We start from the raw sequence: 24,316 nt of genomic DNA, 5'->3' as shown, positions 1-24,316 counted from the left end.
CATGCACCACATCGACTACGCCGAGCTGGAGGCCAATTTCGAGCAGTACGTCGAGCGGGCATACAACGGCGAAGAAGTTGTCGTCACCCGTGACGGAGAGCCGTTGGTGAAGCTTGTCGCGTTTCAACCGACGTTGCCACGCATTGGCGCCTTGAAAGGTCAGCACATCTTAGACGCCCAAGCTTCCAGCGCTGTGGATAAAGAGCTTGAAGACCTGTTTTATGCTGGCGAAATATTCCCTGAAGGCAGCTCCGTCGCAGGGTCAGGACCGACCAAGTCAGGTGATGGCGACAAGGGTGGGCAGTAGGCCAGCTTCGCGTGCAATGCTCGGCAGCATCTTCAGTTGCTCCAGAAGCTGAGGTAGTAGCGCCCGCTCCCCATACTTGCGGCTGACGGCACCGTTGTCGTGGCCTGTTAGAGCGTCACGGAGTTCCTCGGGCACGCCTACTTCCCGGCATAGCGTAATGAACGAGTGGCGGAACCCGTGCGACGGTCTGACGTTGCTTTCCAACTGAGCTACCGTCTTCAGGTACGCCGACCATCGCTTGCCGAAGTTGTGGCCGAAGTAACCGGCATGATTCGCTTCAAGCAGTGGGAATAGAGCCCCTGCCTTTGGAAGGTTGTCTACGTACTTCAGAAAACCAAGCTCGATGAGGTCGGGATGTAGCGGAACCTTGCGGTGGCTGCCCGCCGTCTTAAGCGTACGAAGGTCGATGTCTCCGTCCTCGTCGGGCGTTGAAAGCAAATCCAGAAACCAGACGCCATCCTCATTGCGCTGCACTTCGCCCGCTTTAAGTTGTGCGATCTCCTCCCGGCGGGCGCCTGTGTAGCACAGTAGCAGCGGAATCCAGTACCACGCTTCGCCGAACGATGCCCTTGGCGGTCTCCAGGAGTCGTGGAAGATTGGGCTGCTGAATATCTGTTTCAGCTCCTGTCGGGTGTAGTGCTTGCGGGTAGCGGTTCTACCAGCTTTATGTGCGGCCTTGGACAGTTCGCCTGTAACCCCGGATGCCGTGACGGCATTCTCCGCCAAAATACCCAAGCGGACGGCATGGGAGAGCACTGCCGAAAGAGCCATAAGGCGGTTCTTGACGGTTAGGCGCCCGAGCGTGGGGAGACCTTCGGTTTCCGCCCTTGCGATTAGCTGACGAGCTGTCATAGCGCGTCGTCCTGTCCCGCCGGTAGGCATTTTGAGGAGGTCGGTGGCAAATGTACTGGCGGTCGTTCGGGTGATGGCATCGATTGGCAGATCGCCATTCAGCTCAATGAACACTTTGACGGTGCCGCCATATTCCGCAACTCGTTTGGTTACGTCCCTGCCACCATTCCCAATCTTCAAAACATATGCCTTCCAGTCCTCAAAGAAGTGTGACAGCAGTGGGGCCTTATTGTGCGGGGCTTCAAAGCTGAGAGGGGCCGGAGGCGGCGCCTGGAGAGGGGTGACGTGGTCGTGGTGTGACCTATCAAGGGCTGCCTCCGACAGCCGCAGCAACTGAGCAGCGAAGGCTTCTAGCAGATGGCGGTAAGCGACCGAGTCGATGGGCACGAGAGGGCGGTTGTAGCGCGCTAGTTCCTGCTCAATGTCGGAAAGCAGTCGCGACTGTATGCCGGACGCGGCGAGGAAGGTAGGGACGCTGTGGCCGGAGCCATAGAACTCTCCTAGAGTCTCAAAGGCTCCGCCGCTGTGGGTGACGAGCCAGGACGAATACACGCCAGACTGTTCCATTTCATGGAGTTCTCGATGCGCCCACCGTGCTGCCAGTTGGACAGCATCCTTTGCTGTGAGCTGTACTCCTATGCGGAGCTGTAGACGTGCCGTGTCAAAAAGTTGGTCGGCTTTACGCCATTCGGCTGCGAACCTGGTCTTGGCTTCGGCGGGGACGCGGGTCTGAAGGCTGACCTTGTAAAAGTCACCTCTGCCTAGGATGGACTTGATGTCGTCGGGGATGCGGCGGCGGATGTAGTAGATGCCGCTAGGGTGCTTCCAGGGTTGTGCCATGAATGCCATGTGTGTACCCGCAATGTGTACCAGTCAAGGTGCGGGTTACAGCTCTCCACAAATGAAAAACCCCTGAGACCTTGCGGAATCAGGGGTTTCGGTATTTGGTGCCCAGAGACGGAATCGAACCGCCGACACGGGGATTTTCAATCCCCTGCTCTACCGACTGAGCTATCTGGGCAACGGGGCGCATTAAACGGGTTTTTCAGGGGGGCGTCAAGCAAGTTTTGAAAAAAAGTTTAATTATTACCGCCGCTTACGTTCCGCCCCCGATTTTCCGTGGGTTTACTCCGCCGGCGGCACGTAGCCTTCGGCCTTGGCGTATTCCTCGCCGGAGAAAAATTTGTCCATCTCGCCCTGCAGATATTTGCGGTCTTCGGCATTCATCATGTTCAGGCGTTTTTCGTTGATCAGCAGGGTCTGGTGTTTCTGCCAGTCAGCCCAGGCCTTGGCCGAGACGTGTTCGAAAATATCCTGGCCTTTGGCGCCCGGGTACGGGGGGCGTTCCAGGCCCGGCAATTCTTCCTGGTACTTGCGGCACATTACGGTGCGGGTCATGACGACTCTCCTGCATTCAAGACTTCGGCCGCGCGTTTGAGCAGTGTTTTCACCGGGGCGGCAAGGCCCAGGCGCGGCGGGGTGGCGAGGTTATACCAGAGCCAGTCGGCCTCGGCGACGTGCAGCGCCGACTCTTCGACCCGGATCAGCCAGGGCTCGATGGCCAGCTGGAAGTGACTGAAGGTGTGGACCAGGCCGGGCATCTGCTGTTGCTGGCCCAGCTCCAGGGAGTGCTGCGATGCCAGGTGCGGGATGTCGTCCAGGCCATCCAGTTCCGGCAGGCTCCACAAGCCGCCCCAGAGGCCGCTGGAGGGGCGCCGATAAAGCAGGATGGCGCCTTCGCGGTTGGCCAGTAATGGCATCAGGGTGCGCTTCTGCGGCACCTCCTTGCGCGGCTTGGGAATCGGGTAGCGGGTTTCCAGGCCGAGCATGTGGGCTTCGCAGCCGCGCTCCAGGGGGCACAGCAGGCAGCTGGGCTTGCTCCGGGTGCAGAGGGTCGCCCCCAGGTCCATCATCGCTTGGGTGTAGTGGTTGACCCGGCTGTGAGGCGTGAAGCGTTCCGCAGTGGCCCACAGCTGTTTGGCCACGTTGGGTTCCCCCGGGTAGCCCTCCTGGGCGGTGAAGCGTGCCAGCACCCGCTTGACGTTGCCGTCGAGGATCGGCGCCCGCAGGCCCATGCTGATGCTGGCGATGGCGCCGGCGGTGGACAGGCCGATGCCCGGCAGCTCGGTGAGTTTTTCCACATCCCGGGGAAACTCGCCGCCGTATTCGGCCATGACGATCTTCGCGGTCTTTTGCAGGTTGCGCGCCCGGGTGTAGTAGCCCAGGCCGGTCCACAGGTGCAGCACTTCGTCTTCCGGGGCTTCGGCCAGGGCCTGCACCGTGGGCAGCGAGGCCATGAAGCGGTCGAAGTAGTTGAGTACGGTGCTGACCTGGGTCTGTTGCAGCATGATCTCCGACACCCACACCCGGTACGGGTTGATGTTCTGCTGCCAGGGCAGGTCATGACGACCATGGCGGTCGTACCAGTCCAGCACCGCCGGTGCAAAGGCCTCGGCTCTCATCGCTTGAACAGCCCCTTGAGTGCGTTCTTCAGTTCCGGGCTGACCTTGTCACCCAGTTTTTCGTCGATCTTCTGTTGCAGGCGGTCACCGGCCAGCTTGGCGGCTACCTGGCCCAGGCCGTCCTTGTCCAAACGACAGGCCTTGGCCCCCAGCTCCAGTGGGCCGCGGCAGCGCAGGGGCAGTTCAACGCCGGCGAAGCGTTCACCGACCTGGCAGGCCGGGTCCGGGTTATCGCTGAGGTCACCCTCGACGACGATGCCGACCCGGTAGTCCATGCCCAGCACCCGCAGGTCGATATCACCATTGCCGTTGACGGTCATGCCGGGGATGCGCACTTTCAGGTCCGGGTTGCTGGCCACGCCGTTGCGAAACGTCAGGTTGCCCTTGAGCTCCTGGAACGGTGTGTCCTTGCCCCGTGGTGTGCTGCTGAGGTTCTTGCGGTTGAGCACCGCGATGCCCTGGCACAGTTGCTGTTCGATGTTGGCGTTGAGCAGCACGCCGTTGTTGATGACGAAGCTGGCAGTACCGTTGAGGCTGTCGATCAGCGCCTTCTGGCTGTTGCCGCTGCCGCTGAGGTTGCTGTTCAGGGTCACCAGGCCTTTGACCGGAGGATTCTGGCCCTGGCTTTCGAGGATGCGTTCCACCGGCACGCGGTTGATCTTGGTTTGCAGGCTCAACTGCGGTGTGCTCTGGCGCACGTCGAGATTGCCGCTGGCCTCGAAACTGCCGTTGTACAGCTCACCGCGCAGGCTGGACAGTTTGAGCAGGCCGCCCTGGCCGTTGGCCTTGAGCGCAGCGTTTTGAATCGGCAGCTTGTCCAGGATCAGTTGGCCGAAACTCAGGTCGGCGTCGACGTCGAGCTTGTTCAGGCGCTCCACCGGCAGCAGTTTGTCGGTACTCCAGGCGCCCTTGGTCGGCGAGCTGGGCAGCGGCGTGGTGCCGGCCCCCGCCATGGCGTCGGCTTCGCTGCTTTGCACTTCGGCTTTGCGCGCCGTGGCGGCACTGTTGGCTTCGGCCGATTTGGGCGGCAGGTAACGGTCGACGTTGAAGGTGTCGGCCTTGAGCTGGGCGCGGAGGGATTGCTTGGCGAAATCCTCGATCGCCAGGCGTCCGCTGAAGGTGCTGTCGTCGAGCTTCAGGTTCAGGTCTTCCAGGGCCAGGCTGCTGGGCGTGCCTTGCAGGCGGCTGACCAGCTCGACCTTGCTCAGACTGCCTTCGGCCATGGCCGGCAGGGTCTGGCCGATGCTGTCGACGAATTTCGCCAGGTCGAACTGGGCAATGGAGAGCCCGCCGCTGATCTGCGGGGTCTTGTCCAGGTCATTGACCTTGAGTTCGCCCAGGGCGCGCAACTGGTTGAGGGATATTTTCAAACCGGTCCACTGGCCGACGTTGGCGGCCTTGTCCAGCAACAGCTGGCCCTGGGCGGCGAAGGTCACGGTCTTGCCTTGCAGCGGATCGCCGGTGGCCTCGCCGGACAGGCGCATGTCTTCGAACTGGTAGCGCTGCAGGGCGCGATCGAAGCGCAGCTCGCCATTGAGCTCGGTGCGTACCCGCACGGCAGGCTGGTTGCTGGCCAGGAATGCGGTGAGCTTGACCGGGGTGTTGCTGGCTTCGTGAATTGGCCCGGTGCTCAGTTGGATGCTTTCGGCGGTGAACTGCTTGCCGGTCTGTTCATCGTTGTACTCAACCCGGGCGTTGTTCACGGTCAAGCTGTCGATGTCCAGGCGGATGGGCTGCGAAGGCTTGTCTGTGCCGACGTTGGGCTGGCCCGCTTCGCCGGTGCTGGTGGCCGGGGTTTGGGCCTGCTTGTCGGTAGGGGCGGCCTTGCCGATGTCCTGCCAGTTACCGTGGCCATCCTTGTCGCGGTTCAGGCGCAGGTTGAGGCCTTCGACCCGCACATCGCTCATCTGCACTTCACGGCGCAGCAGCGGCAGTACCCGGACCGACAGGCCAAGCATCTGCAGGTCGGCGAAAGGTTGGGTCGGGTTGGCCAGGGTGGCTACGCCGGCGTCGTGCAGTTCCAGGCCGAGCCAGGGGAACAGGCTCCAGCCGATGTCGCCATTGAGCGTCAGCTCGATGTGGGCCTTGTCGCGGGCAATCTGGCGAATCTCTTCTTTGTAGTCGTTGGGATCAAACAGGTGGGTCAGGGCGAAGCCCAGAGCCACGATGATCAGCAACAGCCCGAGAATTACCAGACCCAGGATTTTGCCGAACGCTTTCATGGGCGAGTCCTTGTGTGTCGAATTCAAAATTTAGCCAGGGAGTATAACGCTCTGAACCTGGCGACTGGTCACCCATTGCTGTTAGAGGTTTTTTCGTTGTAACGGCCATTTTTTTGCCAGAGGCCTGGCCTGCGGGCGAAGCAGTCGCGGGAAAAAAGGTGATGCCAGTTTGGGTATTTAGTTTGTCGCAAATGGTAACCTCTCGCGGTTCGTCCGTCCTTCTGCGACTGAATGTCGCGCCTGCCCAAAGGGAGCTTTACTCATAAAACGACCGCGCCTGCGTGCCAAGGTCGTCGCAGGGGAGTGGCCGATGAACAATTCTAATAATTGGGGGAAACATCCATGAGCTCTAGCACTGCGGTGGCCAGCCCGGCCGCTCAGCCAGCGTTCTTGTCCAAAGAGCGCATCATTGCCAAGCCCGGTTTCAACCGCTGGCTGGTCCCACCGGCCGCTCTGGCCATTCACCTGTGCATCGGCATGGCCTACGGCTTCTCGGTGTTCTGGCTGCCACTGTCCAAGGCGCTGGGCATCAGCGCGCCAGTGGCGTGCGCGCCGGGCATGGGCTTTATCGAGCAGGTCTTTTCGTCCCAGTGTGACTGGCCGATTTCCATGCTCGGCTGGATCTACACCCTGTTCTTCATCTTCCTAGGCTGTTCGGCAGCGATCTGGGGTGGCTGGCTGGAACATGCCGGGCCGCGCAAGGCCGGTGTGGTATCGGCGCTGTGCTGGTGCGGCGGCCTGCTGATCTCGGCGCTGGGGGTCTATACCCACCAGATCTGGCTGATGTGGATCGGCTCCGGGGTTATCGGCGGTATCGGCCTGGGCCTGGGCTACATCTCCCCGGTGTCGACCCTGATCAAGTGGTTCCCGGACAAGCGCGGCATGGCCACCGGCATGGCGATCATGGGCTTTGGCGGTGGCGCCATGGTCGGCGCACCTCTGGCCGCAGCCCTGATGAGCCATTTCGCCACGCCCACCAGTGTCGGCGTGTGGCAGAGCTTTTTGGTGATGGCCGCCATCTACTTCGTGTTCATGATCGGTGGCGCCCTGGCCTACCGGGTTCCGCCTACCGGCTGGAAGCCTGAGGGCTGGACCGCTCCGGCGAAAAAAGCCGCCAATGCGATGATCACTCACCGCCACGTGCACGTGAACGTGGCCTGGAAGACCCCGCAGTTCCGCCTGGTGTGGCTGGTGCTGTGCCTCAACGTATCGGCCGGTATCGGCATCCTCGGCATGGCCTCGCCGCTGCTGCAGGAGGTGTTCGCCGGCAAGCTGCTGGGCAACGATCTGAGCTTCAGCCAGCTGGACGCCGGGCAACTGGCGCAGATCGCCGCGATTGCCGCCGGCTTTACCGGTCTGTTGAGCTTGTTCAACATCGGCGGGCGGTTCTTCTGGGCGTCGTTCTCCGACTACCTGGGTCGCAAGAACACCTACTTCGTGTTCTTCGCCCTGGGCTTTGCCCTGTACGCGCTGATTCCGAACCTCGGCCATCTGGGCAATATCGCTCTGTTCGTGGCGGCGTTCTGCATCATCCTGTCGATGTACGGCGGCGGTTTCGCCACAGTGCCGGCCTACCTGGCAGACCTGTTCGGCACCCAGATGGTAGGCGCGATCCACGGTCGCCTGCTGACCGCCTGGGCGGCGGCCGGAGTGCTGGGGCCAGTGCTGGTGAACTACCTGCGCGAGTATCAGTTGAGCATCGGCGTTGAACGCGCCGCGGCGTATGACATCACGCTGTACATCCTGGCCGGTCTGCTGGTGCTGGGTTTCCTGTGCAACCTGCTGGTGCGCCCGGTGGCCGACAAGTACTTCATGACCGACGAGCAACTGGCGGCCGAGCAGGCCCTGGGCCATGACAAGGGCGCTGACAGCAGTGTCGTGCTGGAGTGGAAAGCTTCGTCCGCCAGTCTGCCGGTGGTGATCGCTGCCTGGCTGGTGGTGGGCATTCCCCTGGCCTGGGGGGTGTGGGTGACCTTGCAGAAGACGGCGGTGCTGTTCCATTGATGGCTTCGCCGGCAAGCCCGCTCCTGCTCAGGAGCCGGCTTGCCGGTGCACAAGGTGCCTCGGTCTTGTAGGCCTGGCACCTTCACCAGCAAGTCAGTTTCTACAGTTGTCATGACAGGTACAGCCCCGTAGCCATTGGCTGGTGCCCGTCAGGATATTGTCCAGCGTGTTTCTGTTTGGCCGCCGTCGGGCCTATACTATTCGCCTTTTTCGCCCAATGATTTTGCGGAGCTGGTGATGGCCGAACGTAAGGCATCTGTCGAGCGCGACACTCTGGAAACCCAGATCAAAGCCTCGATCAACCTGGATGGCACCGGAAAGGCCCGATTCGATATCGGCGTGCCCTTCCTTGAGCACATGCTGGACCAGATCGCCCGGCACGGGCTGATCGACCTGGACATCGAAAGCAAGGGCGACCTGCATATCGACGACCACCACACCGTGGAGGATGTCGGTATCACCCTCGGCCAGGCGTTCAGCAAGGCCATCGGCGACAAGAAGGGCATCCGTCGCTACGGTCACGCCTATGTGCCGCTGGATGAAGCCCTGTCCCGCGTGGTGATCGACTTCTCCGGCCGTCCCGGCCTGCAGATGCACGTACCCTTCACCCGCGCCACTGTCGGTGGTTTCGACGTTGACCTGTTCCAGGAATTCTTCCAGGGCTTCGTCAACCATGCCAACGTGACCCTGCACATCGATACCCTGCGCGGCACCAACACACACCACCAGATCGAGACAGTGTTCAAGGCCTTCGGCCGCGCGCTGCGCATGGCGGTGGAGCTGGACGAGCGCATGGCCGGCCAGATGCCGTCCACCAAGGGCGTGCTGTAATGCAGACCGTCGCCGTTATCGACTACGGCATGGGCAACCTGCACTCGGTGGCCAAGGCCCTGGAGCACGTGGGCGCCGGCAAGGTGCTGATCACCAGCGATGCCAACGTGATTCGCGAAGCCGACCGGGTGGTGTTTCCCGGCGTGGGCGCCATTCGCGATTGCATGGCCGAGATCCGTCGCCTGGGCTTCGACACCCTGGTGCGCGAAGTCAGCCAGGATCGTCCTTTCCTCGGAATCTGCGTGGGCATGCAAGCCTTGCTCGACCACAGCGAAGAGAACGAGGGCGTTGACTGCATCGGCCTGTTTCCCGGCCAGGTGAAGTTCTTCGGCAAGGGCCTGATCGAGGACGGCGAGCACCTGAAGGTGCCGCACATGGGCTGGAACGAAGTGCAGCAGGCGGTGGACCATCCGCTGTGGCACAACATTGCGGACCGGGCGCGCTTCTACTTCGTGCACAGCTACTACATCCATGCCGGCAATGCCCGGCAGGTGGTAGGCAGCGGTCACTATGGCGTGGACTTCGCAGCAGCGCTGGCCGAAGGCTCGCGTTTCGCCGTGCAGTTCCACCCGGAAAAGAGCCATACCCACGGCCTGCAGTTGCTGCAGAACTTCGCTGCCTGGGACGGTCGCTGGTAAATGGCGATCAAGAAATCCAAGCCGCCGATACTGCGCCTCACTGCCGAACAGGAAAGTGAGGCGACGCACAAGATCAAGCGCTTCATGGAGGAGCGCTTCGAGCTCGACCTGGGCTCGTTCGAGGCGGCGGAGATTCTTGAACTCTTTACTCGCGAAATTGCTCCGCACTATTACAACAGGGCGATTTTCGATGTGCAGACGCACCTCAAAGAGAGGTTCGAGAGCATCGAAAGCGATCTGTGGGCGCTCGAGAAAAATTGATTTTCGAGTGAAGCTGAACAATCGAATTTGAAGGTTTGCCAGATGCTGATTATTCCCGCTATCGATCTTAAAGACGGTGCCTGTGTACGTCTGCGCCAGGGCCGCATGGAAGATTCCACGGTGTTCTCCGACGACCCGGTGAGCATGGCTGCCAAGTGGGTTGAAGGCGGTTGCCGCCGTCTGCATCTGGTGGACCTGAACGGTGCCTTCGAAGGTCAGCCGGTGAACGGCGAGGTGGTTACCGCGATCGCCAAGCGTTACCCGAACCTGCCGATCCAGATCGGTGGTGGCATCCGCTCCCTGGAAACCATCGAACACTATGTGAAGGCTGGCGTGAGCTACGTGATCATCGGCACCAAGGCGGTCAAGGAGCCGGAGTTCGTGGCAGAAGCCTGCCGCGCTTTCCCGGGCAAGGTCATCGTTGGCCTGGACGCCAAGGACGGTTTCGTCGCCACCGACGGCTGGGCTGAAGTCAGCAGCGTGCAAGTGATAGACCTGGCCAAGCGCTTCGAAGCCGACGGCGTGTCCGCCATCGTTTATACCGACATCGCCAAAGACGGCATGATGCAGGGCTGCAACGTGCCGTTCACCGCGGCCCTGGCGGCGGCCACCAAGATCCCGGTGATCGCTTCCGGCGGTATCCACAACCTGGGCGACATCAAGGCCCTGCTGGATGCCAAGGCTCCGGGAATCATCGGCGCCATTACTGGTCGCGCGATCTATGAAGGCACCCTCGATGTCGCAGAAGCCCAGGCTTTCTGCGATTCGTACCAAGGCTGAGGACTCGCCATGGCACTGGCCAAACGCATCATCCCTTGCCTGGACGTGGATAACGGCCGGGTGGTCAAGGGCGTCAAGTTCGAGAACATCCGTGACGCTGGTGATCCGGTGGAAATCGCTCGTCGCTACGACGAGCAGGGCGCCGACGAGATCACCTTCCTCGACATCACCGCCAGCGTCGATGGGCGCGATACCACCCTGCATACCGTCGAGCGCATGGCCAGCCAGGTGTTCATCCCGCTGACCGTGGGCGGTGGCGTGCGCACCGTGCAGGACATCCGCAACCTGCTCAATGCCGGCGCGGACAAGGTCTCGATCAACACCGCGGCGGTGTTCAACCCCGAGTTCGTCGGCGAAGCGGCGCAGCATTTCGGCTCCCAGTGCATCGTGGTCGCCATCGATGCGAAGAAGGTCTCCGGTCCGGGCGAAACCCCGCGCTGGGAGATCTTCACCCATGGCGGACGCAAGCCCACCGGGCTGGATGCGGTGGAGTGGGCGAAGAAGATGGAAGGCCTGGGTGCTGGCGAAATCCTCCTGACCAGCATGGATCAGGACGGCATGAAAAACGGCTTCGACCTGGGCGTGACCCGGGCCATCAGCGATGCGCTGGGGATTCCGGTGATCGCTTCCGGCGGCGTCGGCAACCTCCAGCATCTGGCCGACGGCATCATCGAAGGCCACGCCAGTGCGGTGCTGGCGGCGAGCATTTTCCACTTCGGTGAATACACGGTTCCCGAGGCCAAGGCCTATATGGCTCAGCGCGGGATTGTTGTGCGATAGCCACTGGACAGCATGGCGTGCTCGCGGCACTCTTGGGCACGCCATGGATTCTGGTATCCCGTCATGTTCAAACGTCTTCTTGTGGTTGTCGCCAGCGCTTCTCTGCTCCTTGGCAGCTTGGTCCGCGCCGCTGAAACCGCCGACACCTCCCTGGTGCTGCTGACGGAAAACTTCCCCCCCTACAACATGGCCAAGAACGGCAAGAACTTCGCTCAAGGCGAGAATATCGACGGTATTGCCGTGGATATCGTCCGCGAAATGTTCAAGCGTGCCGGGGTCAACTACAGCCTGACCCTGCGCTTCCCCTGGGAACGCATCTACAAGATGGCTCTGGAGCAACCCGGCTATGGCGTGTTCGTCATGGCGCGCCTGCCGGACCGCGAACGGCTGTTCAAGTGGGTCGGCCCCATCGGCCCGGATGACTGGATCATGCTGGCCAAGGCCGGCAGCAAGATCACCCTCGAATCCCTGGAACAGGCGCGCAAATACAAGATCGGCGCCTACAAGGGCGATGCCATTGCCGAGACGCTGACCAAGCAGGGCCTGGCACCCCAGGTGGTGCTGCGCGACCAGGACAATGCCAAGAAGCTGGTGGCGGGTCAGATCGACCTCTGGGCCACCGGCGACCCGGCCGGACGTTACCTGGCCAAGCAGGCAGGCATCACCGGTCTCAAGACCGTGCTGCGCTTCAATAGCGCCGAGCTGTACCTGGCCCTGAACAAGGACGTGCCTGATGAGGTAGTGGACAAGCTTCAGGCTGCTCTGGAGCAGATGCGCAAAGAGGGGATGGTGGAGGAGATCATGGGGCGCTATCTCTAGATCAGCGGCAAGTTGCAAGTGGCAAGCTACAAATAACAGCAGGTCGGCGGCGCGTTGGCTTGCAGCTTGAGGCTTGTCGCTGCCCTATCTGTACTTGCCGTTCTTGCCATGCCCGGCCATGGCTTCGTTGCTGCGCAGGCTGATCATCGACTTGATATCGATCCATTCGATGCCCTGGGCCTTGAGCTTGGGCAGTTCGCGTTCGAGCACGGCCAGGGTCTGGGGATAAGGGTGGCCGATCATCACCGCCGAACCCTGTTTGCGCGCCAGCTTGATCGCCGTCTGCAACTGCTGGGCAATTGCCGCCTCGGTGCGCTCGTCATCCAGGAACACATCCCGTGAAACACTGGCCAGACCGATCTTCTGCGCTTGTGCGGCGGCGACTGTCTGGGCGCTGGTGCGGCTGTCGACGAAGAATTTGTGGCGACGCTGCAAGTCGGCCATCAGCCAGGCCATGGCCTGGGGCTGGGCGGTCATGCGGCTGCCCATATGGTTGTTGATGCCACTGGTGTAGGGCACGGCCTGGAAGGCGGCGTCCAGGCGTTTTTGCAGCTCTTCGATGGGCAGCTCGGGGTGCCAGGCGAAGGGGCCGGTGGCCGGGTCCATGGGCATGTGCAGGATGATGATCTTGCCGGCGCGATGGGCCTCACGGGCGAATTCGGCAGCGTGGGGCGTGTCGGGCATGATCGCCGTGGTGACCGGGCCGGGCAGGGCCAGTACGCGGCGGTCACGGGGCAGGTTCTGGCCGAGGTCGTCGATGATCAGACTCAGGTAGGCCTTGGGCACAGCTGGTACTGCGGGTTCGGCAGCGCGGGCCTGGGAAAGGGGGGCCAGGCACAGCAGGGCGAACAGCGGAGCCCAGAGCGAGCGGAACAGAGTGTGGCGGTGGGAAATCATGAGGGTCGGGGTCGGGCCTTATAGGGGAATGGGCGCCCTGGCAGGCGCTTCGCTGGCAAGCCAGCTCCTACACAAGCCAGCTCCTACACAAGCCAGCTCCTACACAAGCCAGCTCCTGTAGGAGCCGGCTTGCCGGCGAAGGGTTCAATCACTTGCCGCGAGTGATGCTCAGCCCTTTGAGCAGGCTCAGGGCCTGGGCCAGCTGGTAGTCGTCATCCTGCGGCATTGGCTTGGCCTTGCTCGACGAGCCGCTTGGCTTGTCGGCACCACCGTTGCCGTTGCCCAGGTGGCCCTGCAGGTCGGCTTCCTTGAAGTACTCGCCGTCCTGGGCCTCGCTGGTGATCTTGGCGCGGCGTACTTCGATGTCCGGAACGATGCCCTGGGCCTGGATCGAGCGGCCATTGGGGGTGAAGTACAGGGCGGTGGTGATCTTCAGCGCGCGGTCGTTGTTCAGCGGCAGCACGGTCTGCACCGAGCCTTTACCGAAGCTGGTGGTGCCCATCAGCACCGCGCGTTTCTGGTCCTGCAAGGCGCCGGCGACGATTTCCGATGCCGAGGCGCTGCCGCCGTTGATCAGCACCACCATCGGCACGGCTTCGCTTTCGTCCTTGCCGGTGGCGGAGAAGCGCAGCTCGGAGTTGGCGATGCGGCCCTTGGTGTAGACGATCAGGCCCTTGGTGATGAAGTGGTCGACCACTTCCACCGCGGCCTGCAGCACGCCGCCCGGGTTGTTGCGCAGGTCGAGGATGATGCCGTTGAGCTTCTTGCCGTTGTCCTTGCGCAGCTTGGCCAGGGCCTTGGAGACTTCCTCGCCGGTCTTGACCTGGAACTGGGTGATGCGGATGTAGCCGTAGCCCGACTCCAGCAACTGGCTCTTCACGCTCTTCACCTGGATGGTGGCGCGGGCCAGGGTCACGTCGAACGGCGTGCCGCCGTCGCGCACCAGGGTCAGGGTGATTTTCTGGCCGATCTTGCCGCGCATCTTGTCCACGGCTTCGGTCATGGTCTGGCCGCGGGTCGGCTGGCCGTTGATCTTGACGATCAGGTCGCCGGCCTGGATGCCGGCCTTGGACGCCGGCGTGTCGTCGATGGGCGAGACCACTTTGATAAAGCCGTCTTCGGCGCCGACTTCGATGCCCAGGCCGCCGAATTCGCCGCTGGTGCTTTCCTGCAGTTCGGCGAAGTCTTCCGGCCCCAGGTAGGCCGAGTGCGGGTCGAGGTTGCTGAGCATGCCCTTGATGGCATTCTCCAGCAGGGTCTTGTCATCCACGGGTTCGACATAGGCCGCCTTGATCCGGTCCATGACCTCGGCAAAGGTGCGCAGTTCTTCCAGCGGCAAAGGTGCCTTGGTGGTCGCGGCGGTCGCTGATTGAGCGGTTTCGGCGGCAAACGCCAGAGGCGCTCCGATCACCAGGGCGATCGTCAGGGCCAGCGAGGTAAGGCGGGACAAATGCAGCATGTCGAACGAACTCCTAATTTAGATGCAGCGCTTATCCTTGCGCGTGGCACCACTGTGCCGGGTCGCTGGGGCGGCCCTGCTGACGAATTGCAAAGTACAGCGCAGGAGTGTCCTGTCCGCCACTATTGCCCACTGTGGAGATGGACTCTCCGGCCTTGACCACATCACCGGCTTCTTTGAGCAGTGTCTGGTTATGTCCGTAGAGACTCAGGTAACCGTTGCCATGATCGAGGATCACCAGCAGCCCGGCGCCGCGCAGCCAGTCGGCGAACACTACCCGGCCACCGTGCACGGCGTGCACCTGGCTGCCGGCGGCGGCGCTGATCATCACCCCGTCCCACTTGGAACGGGAGTCGTCGCCACGGGTTTCACCAAAGCGTGCCAGCAGTCGACCATCAACTGGCCATGGAAGTTTTCCCCGGGCTGCAGCAAATGCACCGCCGAAGGAAGGGCCGGCGCTGGAAACCAAGGCGCCCGGGCTTGATCTGACGGGCTTGCGCGGGGCATCGCTGGCGTCGGCCTGGGCCTCACGTAAACGCTTTTTTTCGGCTTCCTGCTGGGCGATCAGCGCTTTCTGACGCGCCTCTTCTGCCTCGCGAGCCTGGCGAGCCAGGGTTTCTTCAATGGTTTTCAGGACTTTGGCCAGGTCGGCCTGGTCCTGTTCGCGGGCCTTGAGCTTGTCGTCCCGGGCCTTCACGTCGTTGTTCAGCTTGGCCAGGGCCAGCTGGCGCTCCTTGCGCACTTTGTCGAGTTCTTCACGCTGGCTGTCGAGGCTGCTCTTCTGCACCAGCAACTGGGCCTGTTGCAGGGAAATGTCCTTTTCCACATTGGCCAGCTGACGCAGGGTCTCGTTGAAACTCTTCAACTGCTCCAGGCGCGCCTGGCTCAGGTAGTCGTAATAGGTCAGGGTGCGGGCGAATTTTTCCGGATTCTGCTGGTTGAGCAGCAGCTTGAGGTATTCCTGGCGCCCGTTCTGGTAGGCCGCGCGGGCCTGGATGGCGATCAGTCGTTGCTGTTCAGTGCGCGCGCTCTGGAGTTTTTTTTTCTCCTCATCGAGTCGCTGCAGCTCGGATTCGCTTTTCTTCAGCTCTTTCTGCAGGGCTTCGACCTGCTTCTCCAGCTTGCCCATCTCGGTCTCGGTGCCGCGCAGTTCTTTCTGCACACCGGACTTTTCTTCCTGCAGCTTGCCCAGCAGCTTTTTCAGCTCGGCAATGTCCTGACGCGTGGCGTCCAACTGTTGTTGGGTTTGCGCGCGCTCATCGGCAAAAGCCGGTTGGAGCAGGCAGATCAGAGCAAGGGCAATCAGGGCGCGAAGCATAGAGGCGGGCGACACCAGGGAAAGGGACGGTCTAGTATGCCCGCCCATCGCTGCAAAAAAAACGCCTCAAAGCCAACTGCTTTGCGGCGTTCGTCATAAAAAGCCGTTTCCGGGCGGTTATTGGGCCATTTGCTATCAGGGTGCAGGTGGTTATTGCCGCAAACCCCGATCAAGCAAGGCCCGTTCGCTGACGTGGCTGGCGGCTGATCGCCGTTGGCAATCAGCCGTGGGTGAGCGCCTGGCTGGGTTGCCGTGCTGATTGCGCGTCGATTTCCGGCGCCGATTGCGGTGTGAAAGCCTGGCCGTCTTGTCGGGTTCGCAACACCACGATGCCCGGGATGTTCTGCACGTATTCCATGAAGGGTGAATCCATGACCTCGCGTTGCATCTTCTTGGACGATGCATTGCGCAGCACGGGGCCGTTGGCGGTGTTGATGAAGAGCCCGGTATGGGTGACGTCCAGGCCCGCAAGATGGGTGTAGATGCCGATGTAGTCGCCAGTCTGCAGGCGGCTGAGCAACTGCTCGTCAATCGACGTGCTGGGTATGTAGGTAATGTCGCGGTCGACCAGGGGCAGGCCTGGCAGGTACAGGTCCCCGTTGGCCTTTTGGTTGAGGTGTTTGGTCACGGTCACCGCATCTGCGCTCAACTGCGCAGTCAGGTCTTCGGTCAGCGGTTGCCCGGCATGCGCCCAGTCCGTGAAGAAGTGCCGGCGGTCTGCATAGTGCACGCCGTCGCCGGTATAGCGGGTCTGGATGAGGTTCTTGATGAAGCTGTCCTGGTCGGTGGATTTTCGCAGGGCCTCGACGTAATCCAGGTAGGTGAAGCAATCCAGGCCCCTGAAGTCGACGACCAGCTTCTCTGCCAGGGTCGCCGAGCCCTGCAACATGTTCGCTGCGTAAGGCGTGTGCATGAACGCCCGTGAAATCTGCTCGCTCAGTTGGCCCGTGCTTTGCGCCCCGGCCTGTTGGCGAACCTTGAGCAGGGCGTTCAGTTTCTCGGCGGTGTAGCTGTCCATTTCTACCGAGGGGCGCTGATCTTCGAACGCAGCCACTTCAGCTGTGTGTTTGTGTTCAACAGGAGCGGGGCTGGCGCAACCTGCGAGAACGGAGGCTAAAAAAAATACAGCGGTCTTGTTCATTCGGTTTCTCCAGATGCTGCACAATCGTAACTGATAATTATTACTATTTGTGCAGCAGTGCTGCGGGTGGTGCTGCCTGGGTGCGCTCATCAGCTGGAGAGGCTGCGAGGCAAAGGCTGCTGCTGATACGCAAACGCCCGATACGGCGTATCGGGCGTTTGTGCAGGAAACAGCCAGCTTCAGTTTCAGGCGTCCAGCAGTATCGACTTGCCGGTCATCTCTTCAGGCTGCGCCAGGCCCAGCAGTTTGAGCATGGTGGGCGCCACGTCCGCCAGGACCCCGCCTTCACGGACTTTCAGCGCACGCTTGCCCACATAGATGAAAGGCACCGGCTCGGTGGTGTGAGCGGTGTGGGCCTGACCGGTGGACTCGTCGGACATTTGCTCGACGTTGCCGTGGTCGGCGGTGATCAGGGCTTCGCCGCCGACCTTTTCCAGGGCGTCGACGATGCGTCCGACACACAGGTCCAGGCATTCCACGGCTTTCACCGCAGCTGCGAACACACCGCTGTGGCCGACCATGTCGCCGTTGGCGTAGTTGACGATGATCACGTCATAACGCTGGTGCTCGATGGCATCGACGATCTTGTCGGTGACTTCAGGAGCGCTCATCTCTGGCTGCAGGTCGTAGGTGGCGACTTTCGGCGACGGAATCAGGATGCGTTCTTCACCCGGGAACGGCTCTTCACGGCCGCCTGAGAAGAAGAAGGTCACGTGAGCGTATTTTTCGGTTTCGGCGATGCGCAGCTGGGTCTTGCCGTTTTTCGCCAGATAGTCGCCCAGTACGTTTTCCAGGCTGCCTGGAGCGAAGGCCGCCGGCGCGGGGATGCTGGCGGCATACTGGGTGAGCATGACGAAGCCGGCCAGCTTGGGCTGGCGCGCGCGTTCGAAGTCCTTGAAGTCGTCCTCGACGAAGACCCGGGTCAGCTCGCGGGCGCGGTCGGCGCGGAAGTTCATGAACACCACGGCGTCGCCGTCTTCGACCTTGACCGGTTCGCCGATGGTGGTGGCCTTGACGAATTCGTCGCTCTCTTCACGGGCGTAGGCGGCCTGCAGGCCTTGCTGGGCGGTGGCGGCGTTGAACTGGCCCTGGCCGTCGACGATCAGGTTGTAGGCCTGGGCCACACGGTCCCAGCGATTGTCGCGGTCCATGGCGAAGTAACGGCCGATCAGGCTGGCGATGCGGCCCTTGCCCAGGGTCTTGAAGGTCTCGTCCAGCAGTTCGATGGACGACTGAGCGCTTTTTGGCGGCGTGTCGCGACCGTCGAGGAAGGCGTGCAGGTAGATCTTCTCGGCGCCGCGCTTGAAGGCCAGTTCGGCCATGGCGATCAGGTGGTCCTGGTGGCTGTGCACGCCGCCGTCCGACAGCAGGCCGAGGATGTGTACGGCCTTGTCGGCGGCCACGGCCTTGTCCACGGCCGCGCAAATGGTCGGATTCTCGAAGAACTCACCGTCACGGATGGCCTTGGTCACCCGGGTGAAGTCCTGATACACCACGCGACCGGCGCCCAGGTTCATGTGGCCGACTTCGGAGTTGCCCATCTGTCCGTCCGGCAGGCCGACGTCCATGCCCGAACCGGAGATCAGGCCGTTGGGCATGCTGGCGCACAAGCGGTCCAGGACTGGCTTCTTGGCCGCATAGACGGCATTGGATTCGTGGCTCTCGCTGTGACCGAAGCCATCCAGAATCATCAGGACCAAAGGTTTAGGCGTGGTAGTCATGGCGTCCACTCGTGGCTGGATAGGGAAGTGTTGAAAAAGGAGGTGTGGAAAAACGGAGTGGCAGTTTAAAGCGAAGTTCCAATGGCGTCACCGCCGGGCGGGGTTTGGCCGACCTTGAGGGCTGTGTATACTGGCCGACATTTTAACGCCCTGGAACCTCCTTAGATGGTTGCTCACCTGATTCAATTCGCCACTGAACACTACTTGCTCGTCGGCGCCTTCGCCATCCTGCTGGCTCTGTTGATCGCTCATGAATTGAGCCGCGGTGGCCGCAGCCTCAGCACCCGTGAACTGACTGCGCTGGTCAACAGCGAGCAGGGCGTAGTGATCGATATCCGTCCGTCCAAGGACTTCGCCGCCGGCCACATCGTCGGCGCGCTGAACATTCCCCAGGACAAGCTGGCCGCCCGCGTCGGCGAGCTGGAGAAGCACAAGGCCAAGACCATCATCCTGGTGGATGCCCAAGGCCAGCACGCCGGCACCCACGCCCGTGAGCTGCTGAAGTCCGGTTTCACCGCGGCCAAACTGTCTGGCGGTGTGTCCAGCTGGAAAGCCGACAACCTGCCATTGGTGAAGTAATGCCCAAGGTCATCGTCTACTCCAGTGATTACTGCCCTTATTGCTCGCGGGCCAAGCATCTGCTCGGGAGCAAAGGCGTAGCCTTCGAAGAGATCAAGGTCGATGGCAAGCCGCAGGTGCGCGCCGATATGGCTCAGAAGGCCGGACGCACGTCCGTACCGCAGATCTGGATCGGTGCCACCCATGTAGGTGGTTGTGATGATTTGTTTGCCCTGGAGCGCGCCGGCAAGCTCGACGCGCTGCTGGCGGCCTGAAATTCCTAACCCTATAGACCCCAAGATCAAGAAGGATCTGAGATGACTGACCAACAGAACACTGCTGCTGCCGAAGACGAAAGCGCACCGCAATTCTCCCTGCAGCGCATCTATGTGCGTGACCTGTCCTTCGAAGCGCCGAAAAGCCCGGCCATCTTCCGTCAGCAGTGGGAGCCAAGCGTCGGCCTGGATCTCAACACCCGCCAGAAAGCCCTGGAAGCCGACTTCCACGAAGTGGTGCTGACCCTGTCCGTGACCGTGAAGAACGGCGACGAAGTGGCCTTCATCGCTGAAGTGCAACAAGCCGGTATCTTCCTGATCAAGAACCTGGACGAGGCTTCCATGAGCCACACCCTGGGTGCCTTCTGCCCGAACATCCTGTTCCCTTACGCTCGCGAAGCGCTGGACAGCCTGGTGACCCGTGGTTCGTTCCCTGCGCTGATGCTGGCTCCGGTGAACTTCGACGCGCTGTACGCCCAGGAACTGCAACGCCTGCAGTCCGCCGGCGACAACACCGTTCAGTAAGTACGGGTTGCGGTACGAAAAAAGCGCCTGTAACGGCGCTTTTTTCATGCTCGGGCGTCAGCTGTCCCAACCATGGTTACTTGAAGCCCAGTTGGCGCCAGCCTTCATAGACGGCCACGGCCACGGTGTTGGACAGGTTCAGGCTGCGGCAGCCTTCGCGCATGGGCAGGCGCAGGCGTTGTTCGCCGGGCAGGGCGTCCAGTACGTCCGCCGGCAGGCCACGGCTTTCCGGGCCGAACAGGAAGGCGTCGCCCTCCTTGAAGCTGGCGTCATGGAAGGGCCGCGAGCCCTTGGTGGTGAAGGCGAACAGGCGCGGATGGCCGAGGCTTTCCAGGCAACTGGCGAGGTCGGCATGGCGTTGCAAGGTGGCGTATTCGTGATAGTCGAGGCCGGCGCGGCGCAGGCGCTTGTCGTCCATTTCGAAACCCAGCGGCTCGATCAAATGCAGGTGGCAGCCGCTGTTGGCGCATAGCCTGATAACGTTGCCGGTATTCGGCGGTATTTCTGGTTGAAAGAGGATGACGTGAAACATGCACGGCTCCGAAGAGAAAGACAGGCTGCATTCTACGCCTGAAGAAGACCCGCGACCGAAGCTAATGCCGAAGGTATTCGGCTCCCTGGCGATTGTCGGGGTGATGGTGGGGCTGATGATTGGCCGCTTGACCCAGCCCGATCCTGTGGAGTTGCAGCAGGTCGAGGTGGCCGCTGATGGCCTGGTGCTGTGGTTCAACCATGAGCCCAAGGTTCACGGCGAACATATCGACGGCGCCGTGGCGTTGCTGTTCGACGCCCAGGGGCGCGGGCAGAACGGTCAGCTACAGGTCAATCAGAAGAATGTGAACTGGCGGGTGCGCCTGGCGGACCGGGGCTTGTTGCTGAATCTGGTGGCCGCCCGTCCGCTGCGGGGCGATTGGGCGGGTAGCGAGGTGGAGGGGCGCTGGCGCCTGGCGATCCACCTGCGGGAGGAATAAAAGAGGGAAACCCCGGCCTGCCTGTACCAAGGCCCCCAAAAGTGGGAGGGGCTGATCGCCTTGGGGGGCGATGAGTCCCGGTGTAAAGAAGGGGATTCCCGGCCTGCCTGTACCAGGGTCCCCGAAAGGGTTGTGGGCGCGTCGCTCAAAGCGTGATGAGCCCGGTGTTAAAGAGGGAAGCCCCAGCCTGCCTGTACCGAGGTTCCCGAAACCTTGGGCTCGTCGCGATGCGCGTGATGAGCCCGGTGTTAAAGAGGGAATTCCCGGCCTGCCTGTACCGAGGTTCCCGAAAACGTGGCCCGTCGCTGTGAGCGTGATGGGCCGGGTATTAAAGAGGGGAATCCCCGGCCTGCCTGTACCAAGGTCCCCTAAACTGGGTAGTGATGGGGTTATTGCAGGGGCCGTGCCAACTCTGGCTAGTGCTGCATGAATTGCCTGGACAAAAAGCCAAAAGCCCCGGAATCCGGGGCTTTTGCGTTTTCGAAGGGATAATTTTCAGATTTGAAGGCCAGGCCTTGAATGATGGCGCGGTGCTCGATTGCGGTTCATCGCGCCTTCGAGCAGTGCATGCACCCCATCCTGGTGCACGCACATCCTCGTTGTTGGGGGGAGGGCTCAGCCTTCTTCGCTTTCGTCCTCGTCGCCACCGTCCACCTTCATCCCCAACTCCTTGATCTTGCGGGTCAGGGTGTTGCGGCCCCAGCCCAACAGCACTGCGGCGTCGCGGCGGCGGCCGGCGGTGTGCTTGAGGGCGGTCTCGATCATGATCCGTTCGAAACTCGGCACCGCGCTGTCCAAAAGGCTTGACTGGCCGCGGGCCAGGGCCTGATCGGCCCACTGGCGCAGGGCCTGTTCCCAGTTGGTTACCGGCGCCGAATCCTGGGGCAGGCTCAACAGCTCCGGCGGCAGGTCGCTGATGTGCACCTCGCGCCCCGACGCCATGACGGTGATCCAGCGGCAGGTGTTCTCCAGCTGGCGAACGTTGCCCGGCCAGGGCAGGTTCTTCAGGTATTCCTCGGTTTCGTTCTTCAGCAGCTTGGGTTCCACCGCCAGCTCCTGGGCGGCACGGCTGAGGAAGTGCTTGGCCAGGGTCGGGATGTCTTCGCGACGGTCCGACAGGCGCGGGATATGGATGCGGATCACGTTGAGGCGGTGGAACAGGTCCTCACGAAACTTGCCGGCGTGCACCAGGGTTTCCAGGTTCTGGTGGGTGGCGGCGATGATCCGTACATCGACCTTGACTGGAGTATGTCCACCGACCCGGTAGAACTCGCCATCGGCCAGAACCCGCAGCAGACGAGTCTGGGTATCGGCCGGCATGTCGCCGATTTCGTCGAGGAACAGGGTGCCGCCATCGGCTTGCTCGAAACGTCCACGGCGCAGGTTGGCAGCGCCGGTGAAGGCGCCTTTTTCATGGCCGAACAGCTCGGACTCCATCAGGTCCTTAGGGATAGCCGCCATGTTCAGGGCGATGAACGGCGAAGCCGCCCGCGGGCTGTGGCGATGCAGGGCGTGGGCCACCAGTTCCTTGCCGGTGCCCGACTCGCCGTTGATCAACACCGTGATGTTGGAGTGACTCAGGCGCCCGATGGCGCGGAACACCTCCTGCATCGCCGGCGCTTCGCCGATGATCTCCGGGGTGCGGGCCAGGGTCGGGGCCACTTCCAGGCCCTGCTGCTCCTGAGCATGCTGGTTGGCACGCTTGACCAGGGACACCGCCTCATCCACATCGAATGGCTTGGGCAGGTACTCGAAGGCCCCGCCCTGGTAGGAGGCGACAGCGCTGTCCAGGTCCGAATGCGCGGTCATGATGATCACCGGCAGGCGCGGGTGCAGCTCGCGAATCCGCGCTAGCAGGTCGAGGCCGCTGGCACCGGGCATACGGATGTCGGAGATGATCACGTCTGGCTGCTGGCGTGCCAGGCGACTCATCACCCCGTCGGCGCTGTCGAAGCTCTGGGTGGTCATGCCTTCTTGTTGCAAGGCTTTCTCCAGGACCCAGCGGATAGAACGGTCGTCATCGACGATCCACACGGTTTCACTACGGCTCATGTCGATGGGCTCCTTGTTCCAGAGGCAGAAAGATCGAGAAGGTGGTGTGGCCGGGATGGCTGTCACATTCGATCAGGCCCTGGTGCTGGCTGATGATGTTCTGAGTAATGGCCAGACCCAGCCCGGTACCGTCCGGGCGGCCGCTGACCATGGGGAAGAAGAGGGTGTCCTGCAGCTCGGCAGGGATGCCCGGGCCGTTGTCGATGATCTCGATCTTGGTCACCAGGCGATGGCGCACATGGCCGATGGTGAACTGGCGCATGGTGCGGCTGCGCAGGGTGATGCGCCCCAGGCGCATTTCGTTCTGGCTGCTGATGGCTTGCATGGCGTTGCGCACGATGTTGAGCACCGCCTGGATCATCTGCTCGCGGTCGATCAAAACGTCGGGAATGCTCGGGTCGTAATCGCGTACCAGGGTGATGCAGCCCTGGCTTTCGGCTTCCACCAGGCTGCTGACCCGCTCCAGCACTTCATGGATGTTGGTCAGTGCCAGGGATGGCAGCTTGTTCGAGCCCAGCATGCGGTCCACCAGGTTTCGCAGGCGATCGGCCTCTTCGATGATGACGTTGGTGTAGTCCTTGAGGCTTTCCTCGGGCAGCTCCCGGGCCAGCAATTGTGCGGCGCCGCGAATCCCTCCCAAGGGGTTCTTGATCTCGTGGGCCAGGCCGCGCACCAGCATCTTGCTGGTTTCCTGCTTGGACAGCTGGGCCTCTTCCTTGGTGATGCGCAGCAGCCGGTCGCGGGGGTGGACCTCCAGCAGCAGCAAGGTATCGCCATTGCTGAGGATCGGCGTTACCGCGTAGTCGACGGTCAGGGTCTGGCCGGTCAGGGCGGTGAGCATGGCTTCGCGCTTGGTGAAGGGGTGCGCCTGTTCCACCGCCTGGCGCAGGGAGCTCAGGGCCTCGGCGGATTCGGTGAACAGCTCGCTGATGAATTGCCCATGGCTGCGCTGGCCGCTGATGGCCAGGAGCATCTCCGCCGCCGGGTTCATGTACTCAAGGCGCAGGTCGGCGTTGAGCAGGATGGTGGCGGTGGTCAGGTTGTCCAGAAGCAGACGGTGCAGTGGGTCGCTGATGGTCATGGGTAAGTGGTGACCTCTTTTGAAGCAAGACAATCCGGGGCCGGTCCCGAATTGCGCGCGCGGGTAAGGCGCTGATGTGGAGAAAATGCAAAAACCAAACCAAGGCTCCGAAAAGAAGCGTCCAAGCCCTGAAACAGCCGTTTGAAGCTCGATTGCGTGGCGCTTTGCCAGCCCAGGCGGGTATTTTCGAACCAAAATGGGCTGTGAATGGTCTCCGGGTGCAACTTGTTGCACCAATATAGTGCATGAATCTGCATGGTGCTTGCGCGGTGCTCGACGGTGTGGGAATCAACGCCCGTTTTTCAGCGGCCGCTGTCAGGGAGCGGGTTTAAAGTGCTCGAACCTAATGCTTCAAGGTTTAG

Annotated in this window: 24 protein-coding genes and 1 tRNA gene; 12 read left to right on the top strand and 13 right to left on the bottom strand. The window is 61.9% G+C overall.

The annotated features are described in order from the left end of the window. The first annotated feature begins 1 nt into the window (after position 1). Positions 2–307, top strand: a complete 306-nt coding sequence (locus tag PQT43_RS15825; RefSeq protein ID WP_272754268.1) for a type II toxin-antitoxin system Phd/YefM family antitoxin — start codon at positions 2–4, stop codon at positions 305–307. Here the strand turns inward: PQT43_RS15825 and PQT43_RS15820 are convergent. The 5 genes from PQT43_RS15820 to PQT43_RS15800 all read right to left on the bottom strand — a co-directional run bounded on the left by PQT43_RS15820 (position 278) and on the right by PQT43_RS15800 (position 5,843). Continuing rightward, the gene (locus tag PQT43_RS15820) at positions 278–2,008 is read right to left on the bottom strand and encodes a site-specific integrase (RefSeq protein ID WP_272754267.1); all 1,731 of its coding nucleotides are present in this window, start codon (positions 2,006–2,008) and stop codon (positions 278–280) included. The genes PQT43_RS15825 and PQT43_RS15820 overlap by 30 nt on opposite strands. A 96-nt stretch (positions 2,009–2,104) precedes the next feature. Beyond that, positions 2,105–2,180, bottom strand: a tRNA-Phe gene (locus PQT43_RS15815). 104 nt (positions 2,181–2,284) lie between these two features. Further along, positions 2,285–2,557 carry an oxidative damage protection protein gene (locus PQT43_RS15810; RefSeq protein WP_047301095.1) on the bottom strand — a complete coding sequence of 91 codons (273 nt, stop codon included), beginning with the start codon at positions 2,555–2,557 and terminating at the stop codon, positions 2,285–2,287. Then, on the bottom strand, positions 2,554–3,621 hold the full coding sequence (gene mutY, locus PQT43_RS15805) for an A/G-specific adenine glycosylase (RefSeq protein ID WP_272754266.1): 1,068 nt from the start codon (positions 3,619–3,621) through the stop codon (positions 2,554–2,556). The genes PQT43_RS15810 and mutY overlap by 4 nt, the downstream gene beginning before the upstream one ends. Further along, positions 3,618–5,843 (bottom strand): AsmA family protein, encoded by a 2,226-nt coding sequence (locus PQT43_RS15800; protein ID WP_272754265.1) that lies wholly within the window; start codon positions 5,841–5,843, stop codon positions 3,618–3,620. Before PQT43_RS15800 ends, mutY begins: the two co-directional genes overlap by 4 nt. Before the next feature lie 342 nt (positions 5,844–6,185). On the opposite strand from PQT43_RS15800, the gene PQT43_RS15795 reads away from it, so the two are divergent. The 7 genes from PQT43_RS15795 to PQT43_RS15765 all read left to right on the top strand — a co-directional run bounded on the left by PQT43_RS15795 (position 6,186) and on the right by PQT43_RS15765 (position 11,956). Next, positions 6,186–7,847 (top strand): OFA family MFS transporter, encoded by a 1,662-nt coding sequence (locus tag PQT43_RS15795; RefSeq protein ID WP_102882134.1) that lies wholly within the window; start codon positions 6,186–6,188, stop codon positions 7,845–7,847. A 237-nt stretch (positions 7,848–8,084) separates the two neighbouring features. Further along, on the top strand, positions 8,085–8,678 hold the full coding sequence (hisB, locus tag PQT43_RS15790) for an imidazoleglycerol-phosphate dehydratase HisB (RefSeq protein WP_011058736.1): 594 nt from the start codon (positions 8,085–8,087) through the stop codon (positions 8,676–8,678). Continuing rightward, on the top strand, positions 8,678–9,316 hold the full coding sequence (hisH, locus tag PQT43_RS15785; protein ID WP_110595364.1) for an imidazole glycerol phosphate synthase subunit HisH: 639 nt from the start codon (positions 8,678–8,680) through the stop codon (positions 9,314–9,316). Before hisB ends, hisH begins: the two co-directional genes overlap by 1 nt. After that, positions 9,317–9,577, top strand: a complete 261-nt coding sequence (locus PQT43_RS15780) for a DUF2164 domain-containing protein (RefSeq protein WP_102862732.1) — start codon at positions 9,317–9,319, stop codon at positions 9,575–9,577. A 42-nt stretch (positions 9,578–9,619) separates the two neighbouring features. After that, positions 9,620–10,357 carry a 1-(5-phosphoribosyl)-5-[(5-phosphoribosylamino)methylideneamino]imidazole-4-carboxamide isomerase gene (gene hisA / locus PQT43_RS15775; RefSeq protein WP_007921811.1) on the top strand — a complete coding sequence of 246 codons (738 nt, stop codon included), beginning with the start codon at positions 9,620–9,622 and terminating at the stop codon, positions 10,355–10,357. A 9-nt stretch (positions 10,358–10,366) separates the two neighbouring features. After that, entirely contained in the window at positions 10,367–11,137 is a 771-nt protein-coding gene (gene hisF, locus PQT43_RS15770; protein WP_015633827.1) for an imidazole glycerol phosphate synthase subunit HisF, read from the top strand. A gap of 63 nt (positions 11,138–11,200) precedes the next feature. Further along, positions 11,201–11,956: a substrate-binding periplasmic protein gene (locus PQT43_RS15765; protein ID WP_272754261.1), complete on the top strand. Its 756-nt coding sequence runs from the start codon at positions 11,201–11,203 to the stop codon at positions 11,954–11,956. An 84-nt stretch (positions 11,957–12,040) separates the two neighbouring features. Here the strand turns inward: PQT43_RS15765 and PQT43_RS15760 are convergent, their stop codons facing one another. The 5 genes from PQT43_RS15760 to gpmI all read right to left on the bottom strand — a co-directional run bounded on the left by PQT43_RS15760 (position 12,041) and on the right by gpmI (position 18,492). Beyond that, positions 12,041–12,853: a divergent polysaccharide deacetylase family protein gene (locus PQT43_RS15760; protein WP_253084302.1), complete on the bottom strand. Its 813-nt coding sequence runs from the start codon at positions 12,851–12,853 to the stop codon at positions 12,041–12,043. A gap of 148 nt (positions 12,854–13,001) precedes the next feature. Beyond that, a complete protein-coding gene (locus PQT43_RS15755) occupies positions 13,002–14,312 on the bottom strand; it encodes a S41 family peptidase (RefSeq protein ID WP_110595366.1) in 1,311 nt (436 codons plus the stop codon). Positions 14,313–14,343: 31 nt separating this feature from the next. Beyond that, entirely contained in the window at positions 14,344–15,630 is a 1,287-nt protein-coding gene (locus tag PQT43_RS15750; protein WP_272754260.1) for a murein hydrolase activator EnvC family protein, read from the bottom strand. Positions 15,631–15,850: 220 nt separating this feature from the next. After that, positions 15,851–16,771, bottom strand: a complete 921-nt coding sequence (locus PQT43_RS15745; RefSeq protein WP_404941948.1) for a DUF1460 domain-containing protein — start codon at positions 16,769–16,771, stop codon at positions 15,851–15,853. Between the two features lie 185 nt (positions 16,772–16,956). Beyond that, a complete protein-coding gene (gene gpmI, locus PQT43_RS15740; RefSeq protein ID WP_115581419.1) occupies positions 16,957–18,492 on the bottom strand; it encodes a 2,3-bisphosphoglycerate-independent phosphoglycerate mutase in 1,536 nt (511 codons plus the stop codon). A gap of 165 nt (positions 18,493–18,657) precedes the next feature. Here gpmI and PQT43_RS15735 point away from each other — a divergent pair, with 165 nt between their 5' ends. Genes PQT43_RS15735 through secB form a run of 3 tightly spaced genes read left to right on the top strand, consistent with a single transcriptional unit; the run spans position 18,658 to position 19,850 of the window. Then, positions 18,658–19,071, top strand: a complete 414-nt coding sequence (locus tag PQT43_RS15735) for a rhodanese-like domain-containing protein (protein WP_102862740.1) — start codon at positions 18,658–18,660, stop codon at positions 19,069–19,071. Continuing rightward, positions 19,071–19,325: a glutaredoxin 3 gene (gene grxC, locus PQT43_RS15730; protein ID WP_102882126.1), complete on the top strand. Its 255-nt coding sequence runs from the start codon at positions 19,071–19,073 to the stop codon at positions 19,323–19,325. Before PQT43_RS15735 ends, grxC begins: the two co-directional genes overlap by 1 nt. A 42-nt stretch (positions 19,326–19,367) precedes the next feature. Beyond that, positions 19,368–19,850 (top strand): protein-export chaperone SecB, encoded by a 483-nt coding sequence (gene secB / locus PQT43_RS15725; protein ID WP_102882125.1) that lies wholly within the window; start codon positions 19,368–19,370, stop codon positions 19,848–19,850. A 76-nt stretch (positions 19,851–19,926) separates the two neighbouring features. Here the strand turns inward: secB and trmL are convergent, their stop codons facing one another. Beyond that, positions 19,927–20,382, bottom strand: a complete 456-nt coding sequence (gene trmL, locus PQT43_RS15720) for a tRNA (uridine(34)/cytosine(34)/5-carboxymethylaminomethyluridine(34)-2'-O)-methyltransferase TrmL (protein WP_016963309.1) — start codon at positions 20,380–20,382, stop codon at positions 19,927–19,929. Between trmL and PQT43_RS15715 the strand changes: the two genes are divergently transcribed. After that, the gene (locus PQT43_RS15715; RefSeq protein WP_102862742.1) at positions 20,381–20,821 is read left to right on the top strand and encodes a hypothetical protein; all 441 of its coding nucleotides are present in this window, start codon (positions 20,381–20,383) and stop codon (positions 20,819–20,821) included. The two genes, trmL and PQT43_RS15715, sit on opposite strands and share 2 nt — an antisense overlap. A gap of 615 nt (positions 20,822–21,436) precedes the next feature. Here the strand turns inward: PQT43_RS15715 and ntrC are convergent. Beyond that, complete coding sequence (ntrC, locus tag PQT43_RS15710; RefSeq protein ID WP_016963311.1) at positions 21,437–22,873, bottom strand: nitrogen regulation protein NR(I); 1,437 nt, start codon at positions 22,871–22,873, stop codon at positions 21,437–21,439. Next, on the bottom strand, positions 22,863–23,954 hold the full coding sequence (gene glnL, locus PQT43_RS15705; protein ID WP_102862743.1) for a nitrogen regulation protein NR(II): 1,092 nt from the start codon (positions 23,952–23,954) through the stop codon (positions 22,863–22,865). Before glnL ends, ntrC begins: the two co-directional genes overlap by 11 nt. Positions 23,955–24,316: the final 362 nt, after the last annotated feature.

It is taken from the genome of Pseudomonas sp. BLCC-B112 (assembly GCF_028550695.1).
Taxonomy (GTDB): Bacteria; Pseudomonadota; Gammaproteobacteria; order Pseudomonadales; family Pseudomonadaceae; genus Aquipseudomonas; species Aquipseudomonas danubii.
Note: the sequence above shows the minus strand (reverse complement) of the source record. Positions and strands in the feature narration are given on the sequence as shown.

Coding starts and splice junctions, on each gene's coding strand:
- PQT43_RS15820 (WP_272754267.1), bottom strand. CDS start 2,008: ATGGCATTCATGGCACAACCCTGGAAGCACCCTAGCGGCATCTACTAC.
- trmL (WP_016963309.1), bottom strand. CDS start 20,382: ATGTTTCACGTCATCCTCTTTCAACCAGAAATACCGCCGAATACCGGC.
- mutY (WP_272754266.1), bottom strand. CDS start 3,621: ATGAGAGCCGAGGCCTTTGCACCGGCGGTGCTGGACTGGTACGACCGC.
- PQT43_RS15810 (WP_047301095.1), bottom strand. CDS start 2,557: ATGACCCGCACCGTAATGTGCCGCAAGTACCAGGAAGAATTGCCGGGC.
- PQT43_RS15825 (WP_272754268.1), top strand. CDS start 2: ATGCACCACATCGACTACGCCGAGCTGGAGGCCAATTTCGAGCAGTAC.
- gpmI (WP_115581419.1), bottom strand. CDS start 18,492: ATGACTACCACGCCTAAACCTTTGGTCCTGATGATTCTGGATGGCTTC.
- secB (WP_102882125.1), top strand. CDS start 19,368: ATGACTGACCAACAGAACACTGCTGCTGCCGAAGACGAAAGCGCACCG.
- PQT43_RS15745 (WP_404941948.1), bottom strand. CDS start 16,771: ATGAACAAGACCGCTGTATTTTTTTTAGCCTCCGTTCTCGCAGGTTGC.
- PQT43_RS15735 (WP_102862740.1), top strand. CDS start 18,658: ATGGTTGCTCACCTGATTCAATTCGCCACTGAACACTACTTGCTCGTC.
- hisF (WP_015633827.1), top strand. CDS start 10,367: ATGGCACTGGCCAAACGCATCATCCCTTGCCTGGACGTGGATAACGGC.
- grxC (WP_102882126.1), top strand. CDS start 19,071: ATGCCCAAGGTCATCGTCTACTCCAGTGATTACTGCCCTTATTGCTCG.
- glnL (WP_102862743.1), bottom strand. CDS start 23,954: ATGACCATCAGCGACCCACTGCACCGTCTGCTTCTGGACAACCTGACC.
- PQT43_RS15750 (WP_272754260.1), bottom strand. CDS start 15,630: ATGCTTCGCGCCCTGATTGCCCTTGCTCTGATCTGCCTGCTCCAACCG.
- PQT43_RS15760 (WP_253084302.1), bottom strand. CDS start 12,853: ATGATTTCCCACCGCCACACTCTGTTCCGCTCGCTCTGGGCTCCGCTG.
- PQT43_RS15715 (WP_102862742.1), top strand. CDS start 20,381: ATGCACGGCTCCGAAGAGAAAGACAGGCTGCATTCTACGCCTGAAGAA.
- hisB (WP_011058736.1), top strand. CDS start 8,085: ATGGCCGAACGTAAGGCATCTGTCGAGCGCGACACTCTGGAAACCCAG.
- PQT43_RS15755 (WP_110595366.1), bottom strand. CDS start 14,312: ATGCTGCATTTGTCCCGCCTTACCTCGCTGGCCCTGACGATCGCCCTG.
- PQT43_RS15795 (WP_102882134.1), top strand. CDS start 6,186: ATGAGCTCTAGCACTGCGGTGGCCAGCCCGGCCGCTCAGCCAGCGTTC.
- PQT43_RS15780 (WP_102862732.1), top strand. CDS start 9,317: ATGGCGATCAAGAAATCCAAGCCGCCGATACTGCGCCTCACTGCCGAA.
- hisA (WP_007921811.1), top strand. CDS start 9,620: ATGCTGATTATTCCCGCTATCGATCTTAAAGACGGTGCCTGTGTACGT.
- ntrC (WP_016963311.1), bottom strand. CDS start 22,873: ATGAGCCGTAGTGAAACCGTGTGGATCGTCGATGACGACCGTTCTATC.
- hisH (WP_110595364.1), top strand. CDS start 8,678: ATGCAGACCGTCGCCGTTATCGACTACGGCATGGGCAACCTGCACTCG.
- PQT43_RS15765 (WP_272754261.1), top strand. CDS start 11,201: ATGTTCAAACGTCTTCTTGTGGTTGTCGCCAGCGCTTCTCTGCTCCTT.
- PQT43_RS15800 (WP_272754265.1), bottom strand. CDS start 5,843: ATGAAAGCGTTCGGCAAAATCCTGGGTCTGGTAATTCTCGGGCTGTTG.